22 protein-coding genes and 5 pseudogenes are annotated in these 22,484 nt (G+C 71.1%); 12 read left to right on the top strand and 15 right to left on the bottom strand.

The window, feature by feature from the left end; translation table 11 throughout:
- Nucleotides 1-9: 9 nt before the first annotated feature.
- From E4U92_RS15735 to E4U92_RS36640, 3 genes and pseudogenes are all read right to left on the bottom strand, one after another.
- Entirely contained in the window at nt 10-1,542 is a 1,533-nt protein-coding gene (locus E4U92_RS15735) for a VWA domain-containing protein (RefSeq protein ID WP_137300987.1), read from the bottom strand.
- The gene (locus tag E4U92_RS15730; protein WP_229862138.1) at nt 1,539-2,879 is read right to left on the bottom strand and encodes a hypothetical protein; all 1,341 of its coding nucleotides are present in this window, start codon (nt 2,877-2,879) and stop codon (nt 1,539-1,541) included. Before E4U92_RS15730 ends, E4U92_RS15735 begins: the two co-directional genes overlap by 4 nt.
- Before the next feature lie 126 nt (nt 2,880-3,005).
- Nucleotides 3,006-3,464 (bottom strand): annotated as a pseudogene (locus E4U92_RS36640) (hypothetical protein); the annotation flags it as partial.
- Between the two features lie 321 nt (nt 3,465-3,785).
- On the opposite strand from E4U92_RS36640, the gene E4U92_RS15725 reads away from it, so the two are divergent.
- Together E4U92_RS15725 and E4U92_RS15715 are read left to right on the top strand one after the other, a co-directional pair.
- On the top strand, nt 3,786-4,037 hold the full coding sequence (locus E4U92_RS15725; protein WP_229862079.1) for a maleylpyruvate isomerase N-terminal domain-containing protein: 252 nt from the start codon (nt 3,786-3,788) through the stop codon (nt 4,035-4,037).
- Between the two features lie 799 nt (nt 4,038-4,836).
- Nucleotides 4,837-5,236, top strand: a pseudogene (locus E4U92_RS15715) (transposase); the annotation flags it as partial.
- Between the two features lie 515 nt (nt 5,237-5,751).
- On the opposite strand, the gene E4U92_RS15710 reads toward E4U92_RS15715, so the two are convergent.
- From E4U92_RS15710 to E4U92_RS15700, 3 genes are all read right to left on the bottom strand, one after another.
- The gene (locus E4U92_RS15710) at nt 5,752-6,063 is read right to left on the bottom strand and encodes a hypothetical protein (protein WP_137300983.1); all 312 of its coding nucleotides are present in this window, start codon (nt 6,061-6,063) and stop codon (nt 5,752-5,754) included.
- Between the two features lie 472 nt (nt 6,064-6,535).
- Complete coding sequence (locus E4U92_RS35915; protein ID WP_168725126.1) at nt 6,536-6,682, bottom strand: hypothetical protein; 147 nt, start codon at nt 6,680-6,682, stop codon at nt 6,536-6,538.
- Between the two features lie 178 nt (nt 6,683-6,860).
- Nucleotides 6,861-7,061 (bottom strand): hypothetical protein, encoded by a 201-nt coding sequence (locus E4U92_RS15700; protein WP_137300981.1) that lies wholly within the window; start codon nt 7,059-7,061, stop codon nt 6,861-6,863.
- Between E4U92_RS15700 and E4U92_RS36635 the strand changes: the two genes are divergently transcribed.
- Together E4U92_RS36635 and E4U92_RS15690 are read left to right on the top strand one after the other, a co-directional pair.
- Nucleotides 7,062-7,448, top strand: coding sequence for a hypothetical protein (locus tag E4U92_RS36635; protein ID WP_229862074.1), 387 nt, complete (start codon nt 7,062-7,064; stop codon nt 7,446-7,448).
- Nucleotides 7,449-7,808: 360 nt separating this feature from the next.
- Nucleotides 7,809-8,516: a CBM20 domain-containing protein gene (locus E4U92_RS15690; RefSeq protein WP_168725125.1), complete on the top strand. Its 708-nt coding sequence runs from the start codon at nt 7,809-7,811 to the stop codon at nt 8,514-8,516.
- A gap of 96 nt (nt 8,517-8,612) precedes the next feature.
- Here E4U92_RS15690 and E4U92_RS15685 read toward each other — a convergent pair whose 3' ends face one another.
- Complete coding sequence (locus E4U92_RS15685; RefSeq protein ID WP_137300979.1) at nt 8,613-9,101, bottom strand: PP2C family protein-serine/threonine phosphatase; 489 nt, start codon at nt 9,099-9,101, stop codon at nt 8,613-8,615.
- A gap of 71 nt (nt 9,102-9,172) precedes the next feature.
- Here E4U92_RS15685 and E4U92_RS15680 point away from each other — a divergent pair, with 71 nt between their 5' ends.
- Nucleotides 9,173-9,367: a hypothetical protein gene (locus E4U92_RS15680; protein WP_137300978.1), complete on the top strand. Its 195-nt coding sequence runs from the start codon at nt 9,173-9,175 to the stop codon at nt 9,365-9,367.
- A gap of 477 nt (nt 9,368-9,844) precedes the next feature.
- On the opposite strand, the gene E4U92_RS15675 is transcribed toward E4U92_RS15680, so the two are convergent.
- Entirely contained in the window at nt 9,845-10,294 is a 450-nt protein-coding gene (locus E4U92_RS15675) for an NUDIX domain-containing protein (RefSeq protein ID WP_168725124.1), read from the bottom strand.
- 554 nt (nt 10,295-10,848) lie between these two features.
- Between E4U92_RS15675 and E4U92_RS15665 the strand changes: the two are divergent.
- A pseudogene (locus E4U92_RS15665) lies at nt 10,849-11,457 on the top strand (transposase family protein); the annotation flags it as partial.
- A gap of 208 nt (nt 11,458-11,665) precedes the next feature.
- On the opposite strand, the gene E4U92_RS15660 reads toward E4U92_RS15665, so the two are convergent.
- The 3 genes and pseudogenes from E4U92_RS15660 to E4U92_RS15650 form a co-directional block, all read right to left on the bottom strand.
- Nucleotides 11,666-12,664: an STM4015 family protein gene (locus tag E4U92_RS15660; protein WP_137300975.1), complete on the bottom strand. Its 999-nt coding sequence runs from the start codon at nt 12,662-12,664 to the stop codon at nt 11,666-11,668.
- Between the two features lie 253 nt (nt 12,665-12,917).
- A pseudogene (locus E4U92_RS36340) lies at nt 12,918-13,016 on the bottom strand (IS481 family transposase); the annotation flags it as partial.
- Nucleotides 13,017-13,021: 5 nt separating this feature from the next.
- Nucleotides 13,022-13,837 carry an NAD(P)H-binding protein gene (locus tag E4U92_RS15650; RefSeq protein ID WP_137300974.1) on the bottom strand — a complete coding sequence of 272 codons (816 nt, stop codon included), beginning with the start codon at nt 13,835-13,837 and terminating at the stop codon, nt 13,022-13,024.
- A gap of 88 nt (nt 13,838-13,925) precedes the next feature.
- Here E4U92_RS15650 and E4U92_RS15645 point away from each other — a divergent pair, with 88 nt between their 5' ends.
- From E4U92_RS15645 to E4U92_RS15625, 4 genes and pseudogenes are all read left to right on the top strand, one after another.
- Nucleotides 13,926-14,348 (top strand): winged helix-turn-helix transcriptional regulator, encoded by a 423-nt coding sequence (locus E4U92_RS15645; protein WP_137300973.1) that lies wholly within the window; start codon nt 13,926-13,928, stop codon nt 14,346-14,348.
- 188 nt (nt 14,349-14,536) lie between these two features.
- The gene (locus E4U92_RS15640; protein ID WP_168725123.1) at nt 14,537-14,848 is read left to right on the top strand and encodes a DinB family protein; all 312 of its coding nucleotides are present in this window, start codon (nt 14,537-14,539) and stop codon (nt 14,846-14,848) included.
- A gap of 140 nt (nt 14,849-14,988) precedes the next feature.
- Nucleotides 14,989-15,474 carry a hypothetical protein gene (locus tag E4U92_RS15635; protein WP_137300971.1) on the top strand — a complete coding sequence of 162 codons (486 nt, stop codon included), beginning with the start codon at nt 14,989-14,991 and terminating at the stop codon, nt 15,472-15,474.
- A gap of 651 nt (nt 15,475-16,125) precedes the next feature.
- Nucleotides 16,126-16,815, top strand: a pseudogene (locus E4U92_RS15625) (NAD-dependent epimerase/dehydratase family protein); the annotation flags it as partial.
- Between the two features lie 165 nt (nt 16,816-16,980).
- Here the strand turns inward: E4U92_RS15625 and E4U92_RS15620 are convergent.
- The 3 genes from E4U92_RS15620 to E4U92_RS15610 form a co-directional block, all read right to left on the bottom strand.
- Nucleotides 16,981-17,421, bottom strand: a complete 441-nt coding sequence (locus tag E4U92_RS15620) for an Lrp/AsnC family transcriptional regulator (RefSeq protein ID WP_137300970.1) — start codon at nt 17,419-17,421, stop codon at nt 16,981-16,983.
- A 32-nt stretch (nt 17,422-17,453) separates the two neighbouring features.
- Complete coding sequence (locus E4U92_RS15615) at nt 17,454-18,803, bottom strand: transaminase (protein WP_137300969.1); 1,350 nt, start codon at nt 18,801-18,803, stop codon at nt 17,454-17,456.
- 216 nt (nt 18,804-19,019) lie between these two features.
- Nucleotides 19,020-19,589, bottom strand: a complete 570-nt coding sequence (locus tag E4U92_RS15610) for an ANTAR domain-containing protein (protein ID WP_229862072.1) — start codon at nt 19,587-19,589, stop codon at nt 19,020-19,022.
- Nucleotides 19,590-19,852: 263 nt separating this feature from the next.
- On the opposite strand from E4U92_RS15610, the gene E4U92_RS15605 reads away from it, so the two are divergent.
- Both E4U92_RS15605 and E4U92_RS37245 read left to right on the top strand, forming a co-directional pair.
- Nucleotides 19,853-20,209, top strand: coding sequence for a helix-turn-helix transcriptional regulator (locus E4U92_RS15605; protein WP_168725122.1), 357 nt, complete (start codon nt 19,853-19,855; stop codon nt 20,207-20,209).
- A 285-nt stretch (nt 20,210-20,494) separates the two neighbouring features.
- Nucleotides 20,495-22,237 (top strand): C40 family peptidase, encoded by a 1,743-nt coding sequence (locus E4U92_RS37245; RefSeq protein ID WP_373311459.1) that lies wholly within the window; start codon nt 20,495-20,497, stop codon nt 22,235-22,237.
- A 44-nt stretch (nt 22,238-22,281) separates the two neighbouring features.
- On the opposite strand, the gene E4U92_RS35905 is transcribed toward E4U92_RS37245, so the two are convergent.
- A complete protein-coding gene (locus E4U92_RS35905; protein WP_168374926.1) occupies nt 22,282-22,455 on the bottom strand; it encodes a hypothetical protein in 174 nt (57 codons plus the stop codon).
- Between the last annotated feature and the right edge of the window lie 29 nt (nt 22,456-22,484).

Here is a 22,484-nt window from a genome sequence, read left to right as displayed (position 1 = left end):
GCGGTCCCGCTACGAGGCGAGGAACGTCTTCAGTTCGTGGACGAGCTTGCGGATGTGTCCGGAGAGGACCGGTGTGCCGAGGTCCTTGAAGCGCTCCCGGAACCACGGGTTGACGCTGCCGCGGCCGGAGCTGGTCACCGAGCCGACCGGGATGAACCGGGTGCCGGAGCGGTGCAGGGCGGCCATGCTGTCGTAGAGCTCCTGGCTGCGCCACTCGTAGAAGTCGGAGATCCACACCACGACCGTGTTGCGCGGCTCGGCGATCTTCGGCTGGGCGAGGGCCATGGCGACCGTGCCGTCGGTGCCGCCGCCGAGGTTGGTGCGCAGCAGCGTCTCGAACGGGTCGTGCACCCACGGCGTCAGGTCCAGCGCCTGCGTGTCGTACGCGACGAGGTGCACGTCGACGCGCGGCAGCCCGGCGAAGACGGACGCCAGGATGGTGCAGTTGACCATGGAGTCGACCATGGAGCCCGACTGGTCCACCACGACGATCAGCCGCTGCGGTGTGGTCTTGCGCGCGGTGTGGCGGTAGTAGAGGCGGTCGACGTAGAGGCGTTCCTCCTCGGGGCTGTAGTTGGTGAGGTTCTTCCAGATGGTGCGGTCCAGGTCGAGGTTGCGGAAGACCCGCTTGGGCGGGACGGAGCGGTCGATCGCGCCGACCGACGTCTTCTCCACCTGGGTGCGCAGGACTTGCGCGACCTCGTCGACAAAGCGGCGGATCAGCGCCTTGGCGTTGGCGAGGGCCACTCCGGAGAGGTTGTTCTTGTCGCGCAGGAGCTGCTCGATCAGCGACATGCTGGGGGTGAGCCGCGCGGCGAGCTGCGGGTCGGCCAGCACCTCGCGCAGCCGCATCCGCTTGACCAGGTCGGCCTCCAGCGCGCCGAGTTCGGGCCCGATCTGCGGGATCAGCCGGCTCAGGTCCGGTGTGCTGCCGCCGAGGCCGGTACCGGTCGGGCCGACACCGCCCGGGGCGCTCGTACGGCCGCCGCGCAGGTCGCCGGGGGCACAGCCGAGCGCGCGCTCCAGCCAGCCGGCGTCGGACTGCCAGCGGGCGAGCTGTCCGGCGCTGACGGCTCCGGAGCCGGTGGCGAAGACGTTGAGCAGCACCTTGGAGACGAGGGCGGCACGGCGGACCTCGGCGGCGCGGTCGCGGGCATCGCCGTCGGGGCTGTCGGCACCGCCGTCGGGGCTGTCGTCACCCTCGGGACTGTCGGCGCTGTCGGCGCTGTCGGCGACGACCGTGCTGTCGTCCTGCCGGTGGGCGCCGTCCTGCCGGTCGGTGCCGTCCTGCCGGTCGGTGCCGTCGGGGGTCATCAGGCCGTCGAGTTCGGCCGCCAGGTGCGGGTGGCGCTGCACGATCGAGTCGATCGAGACCTGCGGGTCGAGCAGTGCGGCCGGCAGGCCGATGTCCTCGACGACGGCGAGGCTCGCGGCTTCCAGGGAGGCGCGCTCCTCGGGGTCGAAGAGGCGGGCGAGCAGCCGCCAGTAGAGGACCTGACGGCGGTGGTCGTGGGCGTCCGGGGCGGGCGTGGTCTCGGTCATTTCCGCAGCAGCCTTCCGGCGCGCTCGCGCAGCACGCTCACGGCGTCCGTGGCGGCCTTCTCCGCCTTGGCGGCCGCCTTGTCGGTGGTGCCGCCGGCCCACGCGCCCGCGTGCACGGACACGGTCCTGCGGCGCACGGTGCTCTCCACGGCGAGCGGCTGGAGGCGGTACGTCCCGGCGTCCCAGCGCAGCAGGGCGACGCAGGCGGCCGACGCGGCGACCGTGTCGGGGGTGAGGGGGCCGGCCGCCGGTGCCCGGTCGGTGTCGACGGGCAGGGGGTGTCCGGCGACGGTGAACGTCACGGTGTCCTCGTGCCGTTCGACGGTGTAGCCCTCCAGGAACACCGGGACGGCGAGAGCCGCCGGGTGCCGGTCCAGGGGCGCCGTCGCGGCGGCGGTGGCGGTCGGCAGGGCGACACGGGCCGTCGCGAACGGGTCGGCGGGCTCGCCGGGACGGGCGTGCGCGTCGTCCCACAGGAGGTCGCCGTCGGTGGTGGCGGGCATGTCGGTCAGCTCCATCGCGCGACCTTCTCCGGCGGCGGCGAGGAGCGTCATGTGGGGGCGCAGCAACTGCCAGACGCCGGCGCCGACGACGGTGTCCGGCTTGGGGGCGGACACGCCGGCGCGCACCAGGCGGGAGGGGCCGCCGTCCGCGGGCTCGAACACGGCGTGCACCTGGGCCTGGACGGCGGTCGCGTGCTCGTGCAGATCCGTGCCCAGGGGCAGCAGCCGGCCGGTGAGCCGGTCGGGTGCGCCCGTGCCGAGGGCGCCCGGCAGCGTGAGCAGCAGGGCCCGCGCCCACAGGTCGCCCCAGCGGCGGGCCGGTATGCGCTCCAGTGTCGCTCCGGGGCAGGAGGCGGCGAGTTCGGCGGCGAAGCCGTCGAGGAGGACGGCGAGCCGACGCAGCGCGGGGTCGGGCAGCAGCGCCGAGACGATCGGCGCGGACCCGGCGATCAGCTCGTGGTCGATGCCCTGCCAGCCGCTGCGCGCCAGGTCGCACAGCCAGGAGCGGGCGGCGGCGAGGAGGTTGGCGGCGTCGGGCGCGTCGGGTGCCGACGGCTGCCGCTCGGCGGGCGTACGGCCGGTGAACTCCTGCACGCGGACCGCCAGGGCGTCGTGGACCGCGCCGAGGAGCGCGGCGCGGCCGGCGGCGAGCGCGACGAAGTGCTCCTCCCCGGCGGCTCCGGCCGACGCCTTGTCGGCGGCCTCGGCGACCCGGGAGGCGAGCGGGGAGGCGGCGACGGCGTGCGCGAGGTGCGTCAGGTCGGCGCCCTGCTCGGGCCGGGGGCGCAGCAGGCCGCCGGTGAGGGCACGGTCGACGGCGTCGACGGCGGCCAGGGCGTCGTCGAGGCCGTCGAGGGGTTGGGCGAGGGGGTGGGCGGAGGCCGCCTCGGCCTCTTCCGCGTCCGGCGCGGCCTGCCCGGTGGCGTCGGCACTGTCCGTCTCCGCTGCCGTCGCGCCCTGCCGGGACGGCGGGAACCAGTGCATCTCGGGCAACGGCGCGGTGCCCGGGGCGAGTTCGAGGTAGGCCAGGTGGCGCAGGAAGCGGCTGAAGACGGCGGCGGCCGCCGTGCGGTCGGCCTGCGGCGGGTGGGTGGCGGTCATCGCGCCGGTCAGGGAGGGGGCGTCCGCCGCGGCGTCACCGGTGTCCACGCGCAGGTAGCGGGCGACCCGCCGGCCGCCGTACTGGAGGACCGCCTCGGTGACCAGCGCGCGGATGTGGTTGCAGAACCCGCCGCGGGCGCCGCCGCAGGGGCGGTTGTTGTTGGTGCTGCACGCGAAGGCGAAGGTGCCCGCGGCGACCGACGAGACGTAGACCCGCTCGATGTCCGAGCCGCTGGACACGACGCCCTGCAGGCGTCCGTCGGCCAGTTCGACGAACGGGACCTTCGCGAGCTTGCGGGGCCGCGCGGGTGGGACCACCCGCGCGGCGCTCGACTTCTCCCAGACCGACAACGCACCAGCTCCTTTGCGGCAGCACGAGGGAATGCGCTCGCCGGACCGGCGAGGCGTGATCGAACTTAGCGGCGACCACTGACAACGCCGTGCGGAGCGGGTACGGCCGTCACCGGCCTTCGCCACCCTGGTGCCGGGCCGTGCGGACAAAGGGGCGGCCCCGCCACCGGGGGGATGGGTGGCGGGGCCGGTGCGCTCGGAGGGGGAGCCGAGCTGTCGACGTGCTGGTGCCCTGTGATGGCGCATATATGCAGGGCAGCTCGCGTTTTTGTTGACGGTGCGGAAGCGGTGGGCGCGTACCGGTGTGGAGACCCCGCAGTACGCGAGCATGGACGCCGCGCCGCCGAGATCGAGGCCGGGGCCCGGCGCCCGGTCGCCGAGCTGGTCGCCGACGTACGGGCGACCGCCGCGCGCTTCGAGGAAGCGGTACGCGCCCTGCCGCCCGCGGCCTGGCACGCCGAGGTGCGGATGCGCACCGGTGAGTGGCGCACGCCCGCGACGCTGGTCCCCACCCGGCTGCGCGGATCGGCGCCGGGGTAGCCCTCCAGCGGCTCGCAGCCGAGTTCCGCGAGCCGGTCCACGGCCTCGGCGGCGCGGACCAGGTCGGCCAGGCTCGGGCGCAGCTGGGGCACGAGTGGGAGTAGGAGTGGTGGCGCGCTGGGCGGGGTGGCCGGGCATAGCGGGGAAGACGACCCGGAGGGCCCCTTCGGCAGCCGCTGCTTCACCCTGACGCTCTCGCAGGCCATTGACAGGGTCATCACCCGCCAGCAGGACCACCTACGGCACGAAGCCCCGCACCTGTTCCACGAAGACGGCCGGCCCCGTTCCACCCGCATGGTGCTGTTCCCACCCCCGCCGCTCCCGTGCCGACGCATTCGGCGAGCGGCCGTACGACAGCGGCACAATCGGCTACTGGCTGGAGACCTGGCTCGACCAGTTCGCCGTAACCGACGAACACGGCAAGCCCTTCGACCCGGCACGGGTGTTCCCCTACGCCTCTTCGGCACACCTATGCCCAACTCCGCGCCGACGCCGGCGTCCCGCTCGACATCCTGCGAGTCCTCATGGCCCACCAGGACCCTCCACCACACAGGTCTACTACCGGCCTCGCACCCCCGACGGGTGGAAGCGGTACGCGCCATCGCCGCCAATTACCAGTTCGACCTCACCGGCGGCCGGATCCGCACCCGCAACCCGACGACGACCTTGCCGACCGGATCCGCGCCGGCGTCGGCTCTGTGCCCGTCCCCGCGGGACGCTGCCACGAAATGAACAACGTCCGCGCCGACGGACAGGGTTGCCCGGTATACAACCGCTGCTTCTCCTGCACCTTCTACAGGACTTCCCGCCCTGGGTCACGTGTTACGGATTCATGGCCCGCTGGGCGGCCTGCGGCGGCGTTGGGCATATCCGTGACCAGCTCCGCACACGCATGCGCCGCGAGATGGGCAAGGCGCCCGGAGCGGTCGCGACCGTCATCGACCCCCAGTCGGTCCAGGCCGCCAGCACCGTCGGCAAGGACTCCCGCGGCTACGACGCCGGCAAGAGAAGTAACGGCCGCAAGCGGCACCTAGTCGTGGACCCCAAGGGCCTGCCGCTGCCGCCCGAAGAACGTCCCCGGGTTCGTCGTGCTGCCCCGGCGCTGGGTCGTCGAACGCTCACACGCCGGGCCATGCACGTCACGCCGGCACGCGCGCGACTACGAACTGCTCATCCAGCACTCGGAATCGCTCATCACCTGAGCCGCGATCACCCTGATGACCAGGCGCATCACCCGCAGAAGCTCCCGCAGGAGCGGACAACCGGACTCCCGCGAAGCCCAATGCGACTGATCGCATCGCCCTGACGGTCAGCAGTCCAACCAAGAAGTCACCGGGCCCTCGATGCGGCCTCATTGACGGACCCGACTGCGGCAGCCAGCACCGTCCGCGCCCCTGCAGCGGCTCCCGGCCATGACAGCGAAAAAGGGGCGGCTGGCGCGCTCAAACCGCACCAGCCGCCCCGTCTCACGTTCCGTAAGGAAACCCCGCCTACGACGACCTTCACGGCCCCCGCCACCGTCATCGACAAGAACCTGGATACCGCGTGTGCCGCTCTCATCAGCGAGATCAACCGAACGGACGGCGAGGCGTCCCTTTTCTTAGAACTACTGGAAGGCCGGATCGACTGGAGCACGGTCAGTGCGGACTCGACCCCTTGCCGCGTCCATCAGCCACGATGGTTCGACCAGCCCCTCACGGCTGTGCCAAATCGTTCAGCACGTTTCCGTCTTGCCGTAGTTGCCGAAGGTGAAGTGGTAGGCCGCCCCCGAGCCCGGGGGAATGGTGAAGCAGTCGCTGTCCGGCCCCCAGCCGATAACGACCCGTGCCCGTTGCGTGTTGCCGCATGCGTTCCACACCCACGCGACCTGCCCGGAAGCCTCGTTGTAGATGTCCGTCGAGACGCACCACGGGACGTCCCCCATCACGGATGCGTCCTGGGCAGGGGCCGCGACCGCGGGTCCTGCCGCACAGGCGAGGGCGGCCGCTGCCACCAGAGAGGTGAAGAGAACTTTGCGTGAGGCCATAGGGCGCCCTCCGTTGTCGTGAGGTGGTGGCCCAGCGCCTGCGCGCCTGAGTAGGTGTTTTACGACGTCTACCCGGGCCGTTACCGGTCGTGTCCGGGTACGGCGTGTGCGGGTGACCAGGGTGCAGGCAGGAACCAGTAAAGACCGAGTCAGTATGTGATCGCAGAATGCCGCAGTCCAACGTTTCGATATTCCTAGAAAAGGTGGACGTGTGGACGCCCTCCTGCTAGCGCGCCTGCCCGGAGCTGGCTCGCTGGCACGTGTCGATGAGCTTGCCGGCCTGTCACCCGACGCTGACGTCAGCACTCTCCGTTGTGACGGTCATGGGATCTTTCTGGGGCCCACGTCGGGGGCCTGTGCTGGTAGCTGATGGCACTCGGGCCAACGCGGAGAAACGCCGACGCGGAACGACGGCTTCTGCACCACTGACAACACACCGCCTCTGACCTGCGGCATCGAGGTTGATAAACCCCTACTTACTGGTGTGGGGCACCGCCCAGTAGCTCAGCCGGTGTTCCTGCAGCGCCCTGATCGCGTTGAAGAGGGCCTGCACGGAGAACGCGATCGGCGTCATCGCGAAGCCCAGGCCCAGTAGACGGCGGTGAGCTGTCCGACCCAAGCGGATCGGACGTCCTCGCCTTCGGGGTCGCGGGGGTTGAAGGGCGGGAACGACCACGGATCGCGGCCGGCGATGTCCAGGTCGTCCCTCAGCATCTCACGTGCATGCTCGGGCAACTCTTTGACGGTGCCTGCTGCTTGGGGCGACAGACGGGCGGGCCAGGGCGGTTGTGCGTCGCTCACGTCCGGGCTCCGAGGACCTGGTCCAGGTCGATGCCGTCGGAGTCGTCGCACCCGCCCTCGATGAAGACGTCGACAGCCGGGGCCGAGGCGAGGCGGGCCCGCCAGGTGCGGGCGACCAGGTGGACCGGGGTGAGGCTGGGGAGTGCCGGGCGTCGTCCAGCGCGCGTGCCCAGTCCTGTTCGAACGCGGGCACCCACATGTCGGCCCGCCGGTCGGCGCGCAGCTGCCCGGCAAGGTCGCCGACTTCCTCCCGCGCCGCCGACCTGGAGCCCGACGAGCGGGCCGCGCTCGTCCAGGGAGTGGTCGTGCGGCGCGGCCAGGGGTACACCCTGCGCGTCACCGTGGTCCCGATCGTGCACCGCCGGCTCCTCGCTCTCTGCCAGCCGCTCGACGGCGGCCAGGGCACCCCGGCGGTCCCGGCTCAGCGCAAGGCCCGCCACGAGTACGAGAACCGGGTCAGCGCGCTCGCGCTGTACCGATGTTCCCCGATCGCGTTCGCCCTCGCCTACACCGAGCGGACCCGTGAGGATTACGCCGCCTTCACCCGGGCCATCGACGAGGGCCGCCTGCCCTCCGCCCGGTAGGCGCGGCGCCGGGCCAAGCCGCTTGAAAGATTTTGCGTCATCTTGCGCAAGGCCGGGCGGGCTCCTGCGGAGGCCCGCCCACCGACTCGAGGTGGCCCACGGGTGAAGCCCTTCAGGCCCTGCCTGTGCCCGCTTCCTCCACGACCAGCATGATCGACTCCCCGCCCGAACCGTCGACAGTTCGTTCAGGACTTTAAGGAAGCCGCGAGAAGAGTCGGCCTCCGCGGCCGGATCAGGTGCATCTCTGAACGCTGCGAGCGCATGCCGTCACCATTCGACTTCAAGGTGTGTTGGGATGTGCGCGGTCGGCGGGCGCAGGGACCCGCCGCATCGTTCGTCCTCATGCATCGAAGGGATGTCATGCTCTCGATACGTCACCGGGTGCCCGCCGCCTTGCGGCCGGTGCTCATGCTGGCCGTGCTCCTCGCCGGACTGCTCGCCGGCACCGCCCCCCACGCCCGGGCGGCCACGGCCCAGGACACCTCCGTCACCTTCCGGGTGAACGCCTCCACGCAGGGCGAGACCCTCCTGGTCACGGGCAGCGTTCCGCAGCTCGGCGGCTGGGACCCGGCCAAGGCCGTCCCGCTGGGCACCACCGCCAGCGCCTATCCGAACTGGTCGGCCGGCGTCCGGCTGCCCGTCGGCGCCACCGTCGAGTACAAGTACCTCAAGCGCTCCCCCACCGGCACGATCACCTGGGAGAGCACCGCCAACCGCACCCTGACCGTCGCCGCGGACACCACGGGCACCAACGACAGCTGGAACGTCGTCCCGGTCGCCGCGACCTTCCGCGCCACCGCCACCACGAGCTGGGGCCAGAACCTCTACGTCACCGGCAACCTGCCCGACCTCGGCAGCTGGGACCCGGCCAGGGCCGTGCGCCTGACCACCGGGTCCGGCACCTACCCGCTGTGGACCGGCGCCCACCCGCTGCCGCCGAACACCGCCGTGCAGTACAAGTACTTCAAGAAGAACCCCGACGGCTCCGTCACCTGGGAGAGCGGTGACAACCGCACCGTCGTCACCCCGCCCACCGGCACCCTGACCGTCAACGACACCTGGCGCTGACGTCCGGCGCCGGGGCCGAGGGGTATGTGATGGATACCCCCCGGCCCCGGCGCCCGTCAGTATCGCCCGTCCGGAAGGGTTCCCGCACCGCCGTCCTCACCGACCGGACACGGCCGCCGCTCGCTCCGGGCCGCCCGGAGCGGTCGCGGTCACGACCAGGGCCGCCTGGTCGTCGTCGATGCCCGTGTCGCGGGCGAAGGCGTGCACGGCCTCGACGAGCCTGTCGATGATCCGCTGGGGTTGTCCGTCGTGCCGCGCGGACAGGGCCCGGGCGAGACGTTCCTCGCCGAACTGTTCGCCGTCCGGGTCGCGGACCTCGGTGAGACCGTCGGTGTACAGCACCAGGCTCTCGGCCGGGCGGAGCCGCAGGCGGTGGGTCTCCACACGCGGGTCCGGCGTGATGCCGAGCAACGAGCCCTCGCAGTCGACGGTGCGTGCGGCGCGGCCGTCGGCCAGGTGCAGGGGGAAGGTGTGCCCCGCCCGGACGAGGGTGACGTCGAGACCGCCGTCGCGCGACGGCGATACGGAGGGAGGGGCCCGCCGTCGCCGCCCCCCAGTGCGGCGCGGGGCACCACCCGGTCGCACCTTCCGGAGTGCGGGCCGGAGGCCCCTGCCGGAGAGTCAGGGCAGGTCCCCCGACGACAAGGAGACACCCCATGCTCAGGCGCGTATCCCTCGTTCTCACCGGTCTGCTCGCGGCCGGGTTCATGGCCGCCGCTCCCGCCGCGGCGTACGGCGGCGACGACGACATCAGCTACTGCTGGCAGTCCGGCGGCGGCGCCGCAGCCGATGACACGAACGCCGTCTGGGGCGACGCGGGCTGCGCGCACGTCGGCGACTACCTCGACTGATCCAGTACGCCCCAGGAGACGGACAAACTCAGGCCGAACGGCCCCGGTACCTACTGTGAGGTACCGGGGCCGTTCTCTGTCTCAACTCTGCCACTGTCGGCTACGCACGTCCTCGTACACGTCCCCCGGCAGTGATCACAGGTGCCGACGGCGTCGTGCTTCGAGGGGTCGCACGCCCTCCCGCAGTGGTTGCCGACAACTCGTTCGGCAGCCAGTTGGACCTGCCCCGGGGCATACAGACCGCTGCCGCCTCGCAGGTAGCAGCCGGGGTCGGCAGCGAACATCCGGACAGGCGTGACGGTCAACGTCTGCTCCTTCTGCGGGCCTGCTAGGACCAGGACCGAGTCTCCGGCCCTGTGGTACTTCCGCATGAGCGGTGTGCTCTCCTCTCAACTGGCAGGCCAGTGCGTTGGCCTTGCTCGTGGCGGCGCGGCAGATGAACGCAGAGACCTTCCTGGAAACCCTCGACAACGGTGCTCACGGGACCGTCGGGTCGGCGAGGACGGCGAGGTCCTGTCCGGCCGCAGCCGTCCGTTGCAAAAAGGTCGCGACAGCCTCGGGGAGCAACGGGAGGGGGCTAAGGGCTGCGGAGGCATGAGCGATCTCGTCGAGCTGGTAGGTGCCGTGGTCAGGGTCGTCGATCTCCGGCCCGGTTCGGCCGCTTTCGGACCAGCGGGCGATCCGGGCAAGGTACACGTGGTCGCGTTGGTGGGTGTCGTCGAAGGTCAGCAGCCGGCCGAGGATGTCCGGGACACCACCGGTCTCTTCGCACACCTCGCGGGAGAGCGCCGCGCGAAGGTCCCGGTCATCGGGCTCGACGTGGCCGCCGGGCAGCGTCCAGTAGGGGACGCCGCCGGGCCAGGTACGGCGGATCAGCAGCAGCCGGTCGGCAGGAGTGAGTAGAACCGCGCGCACGCACTCGATCATGTGGATTCTTCCGTCCGAGGTGCTGCACCTGGTGGAGGAGTTCGGGGCCATGGTGCGCTCCCGGTCGCTTCGGTCGCTGGCGGACAGCTTGCCGGCGGCGAGGGCGATGTCGGCCGCCGGGACATGAAGGTCGTGCGGGGCACACAGGTGCCGGCGCCGCGGTCCTCGCGCAGCTGGGCGAGTAACTGCGCGGCGGCGGCCGGAGCCGGCGGGTCGGGAGCTTCCTCGGGCTGCGCGCTCATCGGCACCTCCTGACGGGTCGTACGGCCACCGTACGCGCGGGGCGGGACGGTGGGGGCGGACATGCGGTGATCCCTCCCGGCGCTCAACGGCGTCAGTCGACGCCGTAGTCGAAGACTTCGTCGTCGGTGTACTCGTCGAGGATCGCGCCGACGGCCTCGCGCAGTCGTCCGGCGATCTCGTCCGCGACTTCGGGGCTGCACACGGTTTTTGTCCATTCTCCGAAGGCTTCACCGGCTAGTGCGCATCCAACTGCTCCCGCAGTACTCGCTCCGGCAATGGCGCCAGCTGTCACCACTACACGGTCTCGCACCAGGATCGCGTCCGGCTTCGGCATATCCATCGGCACCGCCCACGCGTACGGCACCGCCCACGCGTACGTCACTGCCGTGACCAGCCTGCTTGCCGACTGTGCCCCGGGCCTGCTCAAGACTGTGCTCGAGCACGATCCGGAGTTCGTCCTGCTGGACGAGACCCTGGCCGAGTGCGACCGCGTCGGCGACAGTCGAGCCGACTACTCGGCCAAGCACCGCCAGCACGGCGTGAACGCCCAAGTCGTCACCGACCCCACCGGCGAGGTGCTGTGGATCTCGCCCGCACTGCCAGGCCGCACCCATGATCTGACCGCAGCCCGCACCCACCGCATCATCCGGATCTGCGAACGCCAGGGCGTCCCGATCCTCGCCGACCGCGCCTACCAGGGCGCCGGCCCCTGGCTGACTACCGGCCTCATTCGTCCACCCGGCGGCGAACTCACCATCACCCAGCGCACCGTCAACCGCGCCCCCGCCCAGGCCCGAGCACTTGTCGAGCGCGGCATGGCACGGCTGAAGTCCTGGCAGATCTTCCGCAGATCCCGCATCAGCCCCAACCGCATGAGCGTCATCACCGAAGCCGTTCTCACCCTTGAAAGGCAACGCTGAAAAGACTCATTGATTCGCCCATCGGCCGGGCGGACCGGACGATCACGCCTCGGCCGATCCCGAGTCGGACTGACCCAGCTCCCTGTCACCTGCGACGGCCGCGGCCGGCCGCCCGAGCCGGTTGGCGATCGGCGGACGTGCCCGGACTGGCCGGAACGCCATGGCGGCGCCGGACGGATCCGGGCCACTTACGCGCCCGGCAGGACGGTCAGTAAGTGAGCGGGCCCACACTGATGCTGGGCACCGGCACGCCGTTTTCGTCCTCGTCCGCCTCGGCGTCGGACGGGTCAAGGTCGACTTCCACGCCGGCCGGTTCGAGCGCGTCCCGAACACGCTGTCTCATCGGCTCGCTCAGGTAGTTGTGGTGCAGGTCGAGCTTCCTGAGGTGCGTCAGTGGCTGCCCGCCGAGCAGCGCCTCGGCGCCGGTATCGGTCAGTGTTCCGAGCGACAGGTCGAGCACGTCGAGGTTGGCGACGATGGGCGCCGCCCCCATGGCCGCCGCGACCTCGTCCTGCATCTCGCTGTTGCGCAGGGCGAGACTGCGCAGCCTCGGCAGCCGGTTCCCGGACAGGATCCCCGCGAGGTCGGCGATCTCGCCGTCGCCCCCGTCCTCGCGCGCCCCCAGCCACAGTTCGAGATGTTCCAGCGCGGGCAGCTCGCTCTCGCCCACCCCGCGCAGGACGTGGCCGCGCAGCCCGGCGCTCTCGACGACGAGCCTGCGTAGCCCATCGTGGCGTATGCGGGGAAACCTCAGCGGGTGCAGCCCTTCAATGTCGTAGGACTCGCCGGCCCGGACCGAGAACTCCTCCAGGGTCGGATAGCTCGCGAGCAGCGGCGTGACGTCGGTCTGGCCGATCCTGGAGATCCGGCACTCCTCGTCGGTGATGTCGCCGAAATAGAGCGATCGCAGCCCTGTCAGCCGGTCCCGCGCGCCCAGGAACGCCTCCATGACCTCGTCGGGTTCGGTGTCCTCCGGATCTCCCCAGATGCCGATGATCAGGGCGCGGATGCGCGCGCTGTCCACGGCCGCGCACAGCCGCTCGAAGGTGTCCGTCCACCGCTCGCCGGAAGCCCCCCGCTCGTATCCGATCCGCCAGGCCACGGCGTCGGCCTCGGGCAGCACGACGCCGGCCGCGTCCTGCTCCTCGGGGAATGTGAAGGCGGGGAGCCCGTAGAGCTCGGTGAGGTGATCGTCCTTGGTTCGCATGTGTCTGCCCGCTCCCGCCGTACGAGACATCCGGCGCGACCAGCGCCCTTGATCTGCACGGCAGTTCTACCAGCCGCAAGTGACAACGCCGAGGCTCACCTGCGGGGGTGCCGGCCGTCCCTCTGGGGCTCTGCAGTGTCGGCTTACTGGCTCTGACAAAAGCTGTTGATCACGAGTCTGTCGGCCTTTCTGCTCGTAGGTGCGGGCATGGGTAACCGTCAGTCGCGGCCGTGGATCGTGTCGGGCATCCATTTCCCATCTCGGCGGCGACGTGCGCGCTCGGGCGGGTACGGCAGCGCTCGACGAGCCGCCTGCGGCCTACAACGGACAGCGGCGCGTTGCGATGAACCATGCGTGTCAACGTGCGTCGGAGCGCATCTCGGCAAGGGTGTCCGCAGTGACAGTGACCGTGTTGGTGAGCGGTCGACCGAGCAGCTGGACGAGGTCGGCGCTGGTGCTGTTGAGGAACCCGTGGCGGACGCTGGTGGCGATGGAGGTGAGCATCGGTGGCTGGAACGGCAGCAGGCTGCCGTCGGCGAGGAGCCGGGCGCGGTACTCACCGAGTCCGATCGTCCGATGAGCGACTCCGAGCTTTTCGGCGATGTCGGTCACTGTGATCGGCGGGCCGACCAAGTCGTAGGTCTTGCCCGCGTGCGCGCCCGGATCGCCGGCCACGATTGCTGCGGCTGTGGCCAGATCCGCCCGCGCCACTGCAGAGAGAGCACCGTCGCCGAACGGCGACTCCAGGCCATCAGGGGTCCAGGTCAGCAGCGCGCCGAAGAGTTCGGCGTAGAGCCCGTTGCGTAGGATCGTCCATCCGAGTCCGCCAGCCTTGATCATCCGCTCGGTGGCTCGGTGGGCTAGTGCGAACCCGAGGTGGACCCCGTCCCCGGTCAGACTGGTGTAGACGACGTGGTCGACGCCATCGCGCCCCGCGGCATCGAGAACGGCCTTGTGGCGGGCGAGAACCTGGTCGTCCTCGGCGTACCCGGCCGAGACCAGGACCAGGGTCGAAACGCCGCTGAAGTCGAGGGTGGCGGGGTCATCGAAGTCGAGGCGGCGCTGCCCTTCCGTGGGGGTGCGACTGCCTCCGGCTGCGGGCACGTCGCGCTCGGCCAACTCCTGGAGCGTGAGGGAAGCGAGCTGGCCGTTCGCGCCGGTCACCATGATCATTGTGGTTCTGCCTCCGTACCGTGGTTCTCTTCAGTAACTACGGTGAGATCTTCAACCGGCCGTGGTCGGCTCACAAGGAGGCAGTTTCGTGTCAATGACGCACACCGGTGTAACCGCTGGAGCCGCCGAGCTCGAGCCCTGCGGGCAGCCCGACCACCCTGACTGCGGGATCCGAGACGTCCTCGACCGGGTTGGTGACAAGTGGTCGGTCCTCGTCATCGTCGAACTCGCCGGAGGGCCGCGTCGCTTCCGGCAACTCCAACGAGCCATCGACGGGATCTCCCAGCGCATGCTGACCCTGACGGTGCGCCGACTGGAACGCGACGGACTCGTACTTCGCACCGTGTACCCGACAGTGCCTGCCCAGGTCGACTACCGTCTCACCGAGACCGGCGCGAGCCTGACCCACCTCGTCAAGGCTCTCGCCGACTGGTCGCTGGAACACCGTGACGGCATCGCCCGCGCCCGCCGGACCTACGACGACCAGCACCCTGAGAACGAGATTCGATGAGTGCCGCAGCGTCAACATCCTCCCGACCCTAACAACTAGCGCGTGTCTTCTCCGTGTGGCACCCCGAAGAGGTTCACGGCGGAGGGTTCGCCGGGGGAAGGCCGGCAGCGCGTTGAGTGCGGCCTGGGGCTCGCATTGGGGCGTCCGGGGGCGCCGCTGACGTCAGCGCAGAATGGTCATGCGCGCACGTGCCCGGGTTGCAGGGTGGCCCGGACGGTCTTGCGGCGTCCGTCGGCGGCTACGGCTTCCGCGACATCCCGGCCGACGCCGCCCGGTGGATCGTCGAGGACATCGCGGAGGCGCTCGCCCGGCGGCCTCACCCCCCTCCGCTGCGCCTGGAGACGACGGACACCGGCCTGGTACGCCGGCTGGGGACGGGTGGCCCCACGGTCCGCGGACCGCTGGCCGACCTCCTGGCGTGGCTCAGCGGCCGCTCCCCCGGCACCGGGCTCACCGCCTCGGGCGCCGACGCGGTGCCCTCGGCGCCCTACTGGATCTGAGCGCGGCAGCGCCCTCGGTGCGGCCCGCGCTCGACGTCCGTTGCGGCACGGTACGGTCCGCTTCGGTCTGTTCGATGGACGGTCGTCCCGCAGTGCAGTAGACCCCTTGGCACAGCAGGCAGACCTCCGAGGGAGACCACATGCCCATCACGGTTCAGCAGTTCCGGGACTTCGTCTTCGCCTGGGTGCGCGACAACGGCGAGCGGGCCCGGCGCGTACAACTCCTCGAATGGGGCTGGGAGTGGTGGCTGCAGGCCGAGCTCGCCGGGAATCTGCTGGCGCAGGACTCGACCCGCGACGTGCGCAGGGAACAGCTCGTCTTCGACGGCAAGCAGCGCAGCGATCTGCTGCTCAACGGCTCCAGCAACGTGCCGGGCGAGCGGATCATCGTCGAACTGAAGACATTACGTGCCACCGAGTACCAGAAAGCCGCGTTCGTCAAGGAGATCGAGGCGGACGTGTCCAAGCTCTGGAACCACCTGAAGGCGACGCACCAGGGTGCTCAGCTCATCGTCATGGGGTTCTACTTCGACGCCAACGCCCCGATCCCCGACGGCTTCCAGCGCAAGGAGGACCTCCACCGGGACCTGGCCGTCTGCTGGCGCGACATGGTGGTCCTCGACTGACGGAGATACCAGGCCCCGAGGCCCGTGAGGGTCACCGCGGTCGCGGCCACGACGGTGACGGCGCGGGTGCGGTGGTGGGTGCGCCGGGCCAGGGCCGCGCCTGACGAACGGGCGGACAGCGCCGAACCCGTGCTCAGCCAACTGCCCGCCGATGCCAGCGACGCGGCCGAGCCGACGGACCCACGGACAGGACACTGCCGACCGAGGCGACGGACAGGACGCTGCCCACGGAGCCGACGGACAGGAAGGAGTCCACCGATCCGATCGACAGGGCCGACCCCTTCGACCACAGGGAACGCCAGGACGTCCGCGGGCCGTTCACGGCGGACAGGGCACTCGTGGCACCGGACGTGACACCGGAGGGGAGACGCGGCACGCTCATGCCCCGATCCTGCCAGAAGGCGCCTCGTCGCTTCTCTTGGCCAGAGGGTCCCCTCGACTCACTTGATCGCATGACAGGCCGGGGGAAACCTCGATCTCGCCGGGGCGCCCCATGAGGCGACGGGTGCAGGCAAGAGCGATCGCGTGTCGATCCCCTCGAGGGGACAACGCTCCACGGCAAGGTGTCGCCGACCCAAGACGGCCCTGTCTCCGCTCCCGCAAGGAAGCCAGGAGTCGAGATATAGATGTCCAAGTACTACGTCTCGGCTCAGCCGGCAGTTCCCCGTCATGATGCGCAACGTCATCGACGCCTGCGCCGAACACGGCACAAAGCTCGTCTTCTTCGACAACACCTACATGTATCCCGGAACGCCGACGCCCCAGACCGAGTCGACCGCGTTCGCACCGGGCGGGCGCAAGGGACGGGTCCGCGGACAGATCGCCGGCATGCTGCTGGAGGCCATGCGGGCCGACCGGGTCGAAGCCCTGATCGGCCGGGCGCCCGAGTTCTACGGTCCGGGCCGGACGAAGAGCTACACGAACTCGCTGGTGTTCGACCGGATCAAGGCGGGCAAGCGGCCGTTCGTCCCCGTCGACGCCCAAGCCAAGCGTTCCCTGATCTGGACCCCCGACGCGAGCCGGGCTCTCGCCCTGCTCGGCAACACGCCGGACGCCTACGGCCAGACGTGGCACCTGCCCGTCGACCCGGACCGCCGGTCCTACGCCCAGCTGATCGAGATCGCCGGCGAGGTCACCGGCCGAAAGATCGGCTACACGGTGCTGCCGATGCTCGCCTTCCGCCTCGGGCGCCGCTTCGTCAAGCCGCTCGACGAGATGTTCGAGCTGCTCGTCCGCTACCGCGACGACAACATCTTCGACAGCTCGAAGTTCGCGGCCCGCTTTCCTGGATTCCAGGTCACCAGCTACCGGGAAGGCGTGGAGCGGATCCTCGTCGGCTGACTCGCCGACAGGGCCTCGCGTCGGCTGACTTGTGCCGCGACGCCGAACCGGCGACGGTACTGCGACGACGTGACGCCCGTGGCGCGCACGTCCAGGTAGCCGACGCCGCGGGGGATCCGGGTGACCGGCATGATACGTCCCGGTCGGCGCGCCCGGTCCGCGTGCTCAGCCGACGTCCCACAGGAAACGGTGGGTGTGGATGGCGAAGTAGGGGAAGGACTGGACGCCGCTGACGCCCTCGACGGTGCGGACGACGTCGTTGACGAAGTCCAGCAGGTCCTTGGCCCCCGGCGCGACGACCTCGGCGAACAGGTCGAAGCCGCCGGAGGTCAGCACCGAGTACACCACCTCGGGGTGGGTGGCGAGGGCGTCGGCGACCGGGCGGGGGTCGCCGTCGACGGTGATGCCGAGCAGGGCCATGGCCTGGCCGCCCATCGCCATCGGGTCGGTCACGCCGACGACCTGAACGGCCCGGGAGTCCAGCAGCCGTTGCAGGCGCTGTCGGGCGGCCGAGGCGGACAGGCCGACCCGGGGACCGAGGTCGGCGTACGCGATGCGTCCGTCGCTCTGGAGCTCCCGCAGGATGGCGCGGTCGATCTCGTCCACGGGTGGTCCTCTCCGCCGGACAGTGTTGTCGGTCAGCCGGCCAGTTCCGCCAGGGCGGCGGCGAACAGCTCGGTGTGCCGGTCCACATCCTGCTCGGTGGTGTCGGGGCACATCAGCGCCATGTTGTGGAACGGGGTGAGCAGGATGCCACGGTTGGCGAGGTAGAGGTGGAGGAAGTCCTCCAGCTCCGTGTCACCGGCGGCCGCCGCCTCGGTCCCGGTGCGGGGCGCAGGGGAGCTGAACCGGTACTCGGTACGGGCGCCCAGACGGCTGACCGACCAGGGCAGGGCGTGCTTCTCGATGCCCACGCCGACGCCCGCCTCGAAGCGCTCGGCGAGCCGGTGCATGTGGGCGAACGCGGCGTCGGTCAGGACGTGTTCGAGCGTGGCGCGCATGGCGGCGACGGACAGGGCGTTGCCCGCGAGGGTGCCGCCGACGCCGCCCATGTCGACCAGGTCCAGGTCGTCGCGGCCCAGCAGCCGGTCGGCGAGTTCGGCCGACAGTCCGTAGGCGCCGGCGGGGATGCCGCCGCCGATCGCCTTGCCGATGGTCAGGACGTCCGGTGTGAGGTCCCAGGCCGCGGTGCAGCCGCCGGGCCCGGCGGAGAAGGTGTGCGTCTCGTCGTTGATCAGCAGGGTGCCGTGGCGGCGCGTCAGTTCGCGGACGCCGTCGAGGTAGCCGGGCTCGGGCAGGACGATGCCGATGTTGGTGAGGGCGGGCTCCATGAGGACGGCGGCCACGTCGCCGTGGGCGAGTTCCCGCTCCAGTTGCTCCAGGTCGTTGAACTCGGCGACGCGGCTGGTGAGGGTGACGTCGCAGGGGGCGCCGACGTTGCCCGGACGGGCGGTGCCCGTGCCGTCGGGGCCGGTCACGATCAGGGACTCGTCGACACTGCCGTGGTAGCAGTAGCTGTTCACGAGGATCTTCGGCCGGCCGGTGAGCGCGCGGGCGAGGCGGATGGCCCAGCGGTTGGCGTCCGTCGCGGTGAGGGAGAAGCTCCAACGGGTGAGGCCGAACCGGCGGGTCAGCTCGGCGCCGACCCACTCGGCGTCCTCGGTCGGCAGCATGGCCGTCGCGCCGCCCAGGTCGGCGAACCGGTGCTGCACGGCGGCGGTGACCGCGGCGGGCGAGTGGCCCGTCATGGCGCCGGTGTCACCGAGACAGAAGTCGACGTACTCGTGGCCGTCGATGTCGGTCACCCGGGCGCCGCGGGCGGCGGCCAGGTAACGCGGGAAGGCCCCGGCCGTCTTGTTCATCCAGGTCATCGGCACCCGGCCGAAGAGGTGGTCGGCGCGGGCGTAGGCCGCCTGCGAACGGGGGTTGCGCGCCTCGGCCTCCGCGCTCTCGCGGGCCAGCAGGTGACGCAGTCGGGCTCGGTCCATGGCGCACCCCGATCGGAGGGAAGACAAGAGAAGCAGGAATGAGGGAAACCTACGATCGGATGAGCTGCGAAGGCAAGACTCGACGCTCGATTCAGTCGTCGCGACACGCGAATCGAGCGAAGCGCTCTGGCCGGGTCTGCGCCGGAAGGCCAGACACGAGCGTCAAGGGGCCTCCAGGGCGGAAGAGGGGCCGGTATGCGGCTGCCCGGGCGAACCTCAGGCGCTCTCCGCGCGGACTCTCGCCACCGCCGCGGTGAGCTGGTCCCTGAGCTGCTCGCGGGGCTCGCCGCCCTCCGCGGTCGAGACGATGTCCTGGGCCAGGTGGTGGAGCTTGGTGTTGGCGTGCTGGGAGGCGGTGACCAGGACGCGCCACGCCTCCTCGGAACCCAGTCCGAACGACGCCATGAGGATGCCCCGGGCGAGGTCGATCACCGGACGGGTCTGCATGGCGCGCCGCAACTGCACCACCTCGACGCGCAGCTCCCGCAGGGCCTCGCCGTCGCCACCCCACTCCGTCGCGCCGTCGGGACCCGCCAGCAGGGACCGGGTGCCGGTGAGGTCGAGGATTCGGTCGACGGTCGGGGCACTCTCCCGCAGCTCCATCGTCTTGCCTTCCGCCAGGGCGCGGTGACGGGCCGCGATCAGCACGTTGAGCGCCGAACAGTCGCAGAAGCCGACCCCGGACAGGTCCAGGTCGACGCCGCGGACCGATGAGCCGAGGGCGGTGCGCAGCCCCTGTTCCAGCGGCCGTGCCGCGTCCAGATCCAGGTCACCGCGCACTCTCACGACGGCACGGTCACCTTCGGGGCGGACGTCGATCACCGGCCCGGGCACGGCCCGTACCGCCGACACACCATCCACCTCTGCCCGCACGGCGGCCTCCCTGCTCCGGGGGGTCATGTCGTGCGCAGGCTCCGGCATGACCGCCTCCCCCGGTCTCTTCCGTTCTCAGCTCAAGCGTCGCTCGGTTACCCACAACACGTCAACCAATACATGAACTGTGGTTCCGTCTTTTGAGTTCATGAACTAGACGCCATACAATCCCCTTCATGGAGGGAGTGCCCGAGCCGCACACAGGATGGACGTTCCTCACCAATCACGCGCGCGTCCTGGCGGCCATCGCAGACAATCGCACCGCCCGCATCCGTGACATCGCCGCGCACTGCCGGCTCACGGAACGCGCCGTCCAGAAGATCATCGCCGACCTCGAGCAGGACGGCTACCTGTCCCACACCCGCACGGGGCGCGGCAACACCTACATCATCGAGCCCGCCAAGGTGCTGCGCCATCCGGCAGAGGCCGGGCTGACCGTGGCCGCGCTGCTGTCCCTGCTCGTCCATGACGAGGCGGCCCGGCGACGGGTGCTGGACGCCCACCCCAAGGAGGGCGGCCCGCTCGCCACTTGAGGCCGTACGAGACGAAGGTCACGAAAACGTATCGGACATTCGAGGCGTGAATCTTCACACCAGTCACACAAGTTGGCTAGGTTGACGCCCGGGCCGCACGACCGACTCCGGCGAACCCCGCCGGACCGCGCGGCCTCCACCGAGTCCGCGACACCCTGACGGGTGCGGGTGCTGCTGATACCGCCCGCGCAGCCGGCACCACCCCTTCTGCCGGTACTGCGGGGACGCCTCCCCCGCACCGTGCCGAACGCTGGACCGGTGGAGCACGGAAGGAGTACGTCCGCCATGGCGACGGACCGCAGCCAGGACCTCATGGGAGCCGACCTCGTCGGCCTGCGCGGCTCCGCCCCCGCTGTGACGACCCTGCCCTCCGTGCCCGCCCGACCCACCGGCTCGGCCCGCCTCGAGGACCTCGTACCGCCCAGCCCGGCCGAGGTCCAGCAGCGGGTCAACGCCTTGTACGACCGCGCCGAGACCGACACCGGAACGTTCAACGCCACCCGCGCGATGACGTCCGGTGCGCGCCGCGGCTCCGGCGGCCGTACGGGCGACGCCGCCGTCAGCGCCGTCGCCCGGCAGTGGTTCGACACGGCCCGCAGCGTGCTCGGGCCGACCGTGCCGGCCGTCCTGCCCCGCGACCGCACACCCCAGCGTCCCGCCGTGACGTCCCGTCCGCAGCGCGCCGCCGTCGAGCCCGCCGGCGCCCGGGAGTTGGAGTCCGCCGAACGGCACCTCCCCGAACTGACCGCCCGCGCCCTGCCCGCCCTGCCCCCGGCGCCCACGGCGGACGGGCTACGCGCGTCACACGAGGACGGCGCCCCGGCTTCGATGGCCCTGGCTCCGGCGCCAGCGGCCGCCTCCGCTCCCCTGCAGGCCGAACTCCCGTCCCCCAGCGCACCGGCCCCCGAGCCGCTCGCGGCCGAAGCGACTTGGGACACCGGGCAGGTGCCGGCGTACGGCACCGGAGCCGTCACCTGGGGGACACAGGACAGCGACTACACGGCCCGGGCGGCGCAGGACGGCGGCGCCATGGCCGGAGGGATGCAGGACACCGGCGCCACCTCCTGGGCAGCGCAGGAGACGGACGCCCTCACCTGGGGAACCCAGGACACCGACGCCATGACCTGGGGAACGCAGGGGGCGGGTGCCGCGAACTGGGGCGCATGGGAGGCGAGCGCCACGCCTTGGGGAGCACCGCAGGACACCGGCGGCTTCAACGTCCCGTCCGCGATGACGGACACCGGCACCTTCGCCGCTCCGTCCACACCGATGGACACCGGCAGCTTCTCCGCTCCGTCCGCATCGATGGACACCGGCGGTTACGCCGTCCCGTCACCCTTCACGGACACGGGCGGCTTCTCCGCCCCGCTCCCCCTGAGCGACACCGGCTCCTTCTCCGCCTCGCTGCCGCTGACCGACACCGGCTCCTTCTCCGCCCCGTTCGCCCTGACGGACACCGGCGGCTTCACCATGCCCTCCGTACCGACGGACACCAGCGGGTTCGCCGTCCCCTCCGCACAGATGGGCACCGGCGGCTTCCTCACCGCGCCCGTCGCGCCGCCGGGCACCGCTCCCGGCGGGCCCGTCCCCGCTTCCTTCGCCCCCGACCCGGTCGGCCACAGCCCCGTCACCCCCGACACGGTCGACTACAGCCCCGCCCCCACCTACCCGGCCAAGGCTGACAAGGCCGTCGCCTTCGCCCGGGCGCAGCTCGGCAAGCCCTGCGTGTGGGGCGCCAAGGGGCCGGACTCGTACGACTGCTCGGGCCTCACCCAGGCGGCCTGGACGGCTGCCGGACTACCGCTGCCCCGGGCGACCGCCGACCAGGCCGGCGCGGGCACACCGGTCGAACTGGACGACCTGCGACCCGGCGACCTCGTCTTCTTCTTCGACGGTCTGCGCCACACCGGGCTCTGCACGGGCAACGGCCTCATGATCCACGCCCCTGGTCCGGGAGCCTTCGTCCGCGAGGAGTCGATCTTCCACGCGGGACAGGACGCCATCCGCGCCGCGGTGCGTCCCGCGTGAGCGGGCGCGCCGGACGACCGGCGCGCCCGCTCCTTCCACCCGGGTCAGCGCATGGCCGAACTCGGGCCCCGCAGGCTTCTTCTGGCGTTGTTGTAGAGGCGCAGCAGGTGCTTGGCCACGGCACACGGGACCGTGTCGACGGCACACTGCCGGCACGTGCGCTGATGGTCCTCGTACGCGGCGCGTGCCTGGTGCAGGGCGTCCTCGGGCGAGTGCATGGGGGGCCTCCGGGTGAAGGGATCAACGA

The organism is Streptomyces galbus, assembly GCF_005280195.1.
In the GTDB taxonomy this organism is placed as follows: domain Bacteria; phylum Actinomycetota; class Actinomycetes; order Streptomycetales; family Streptomycetaceae; genus Streptomyces; species Streptomyces galbus.
The sequence above is the reverse complement of the archived record's forward strand: the minus strand, read 5'-3'. Positions and strand labels throughout refer to the sequence as shown.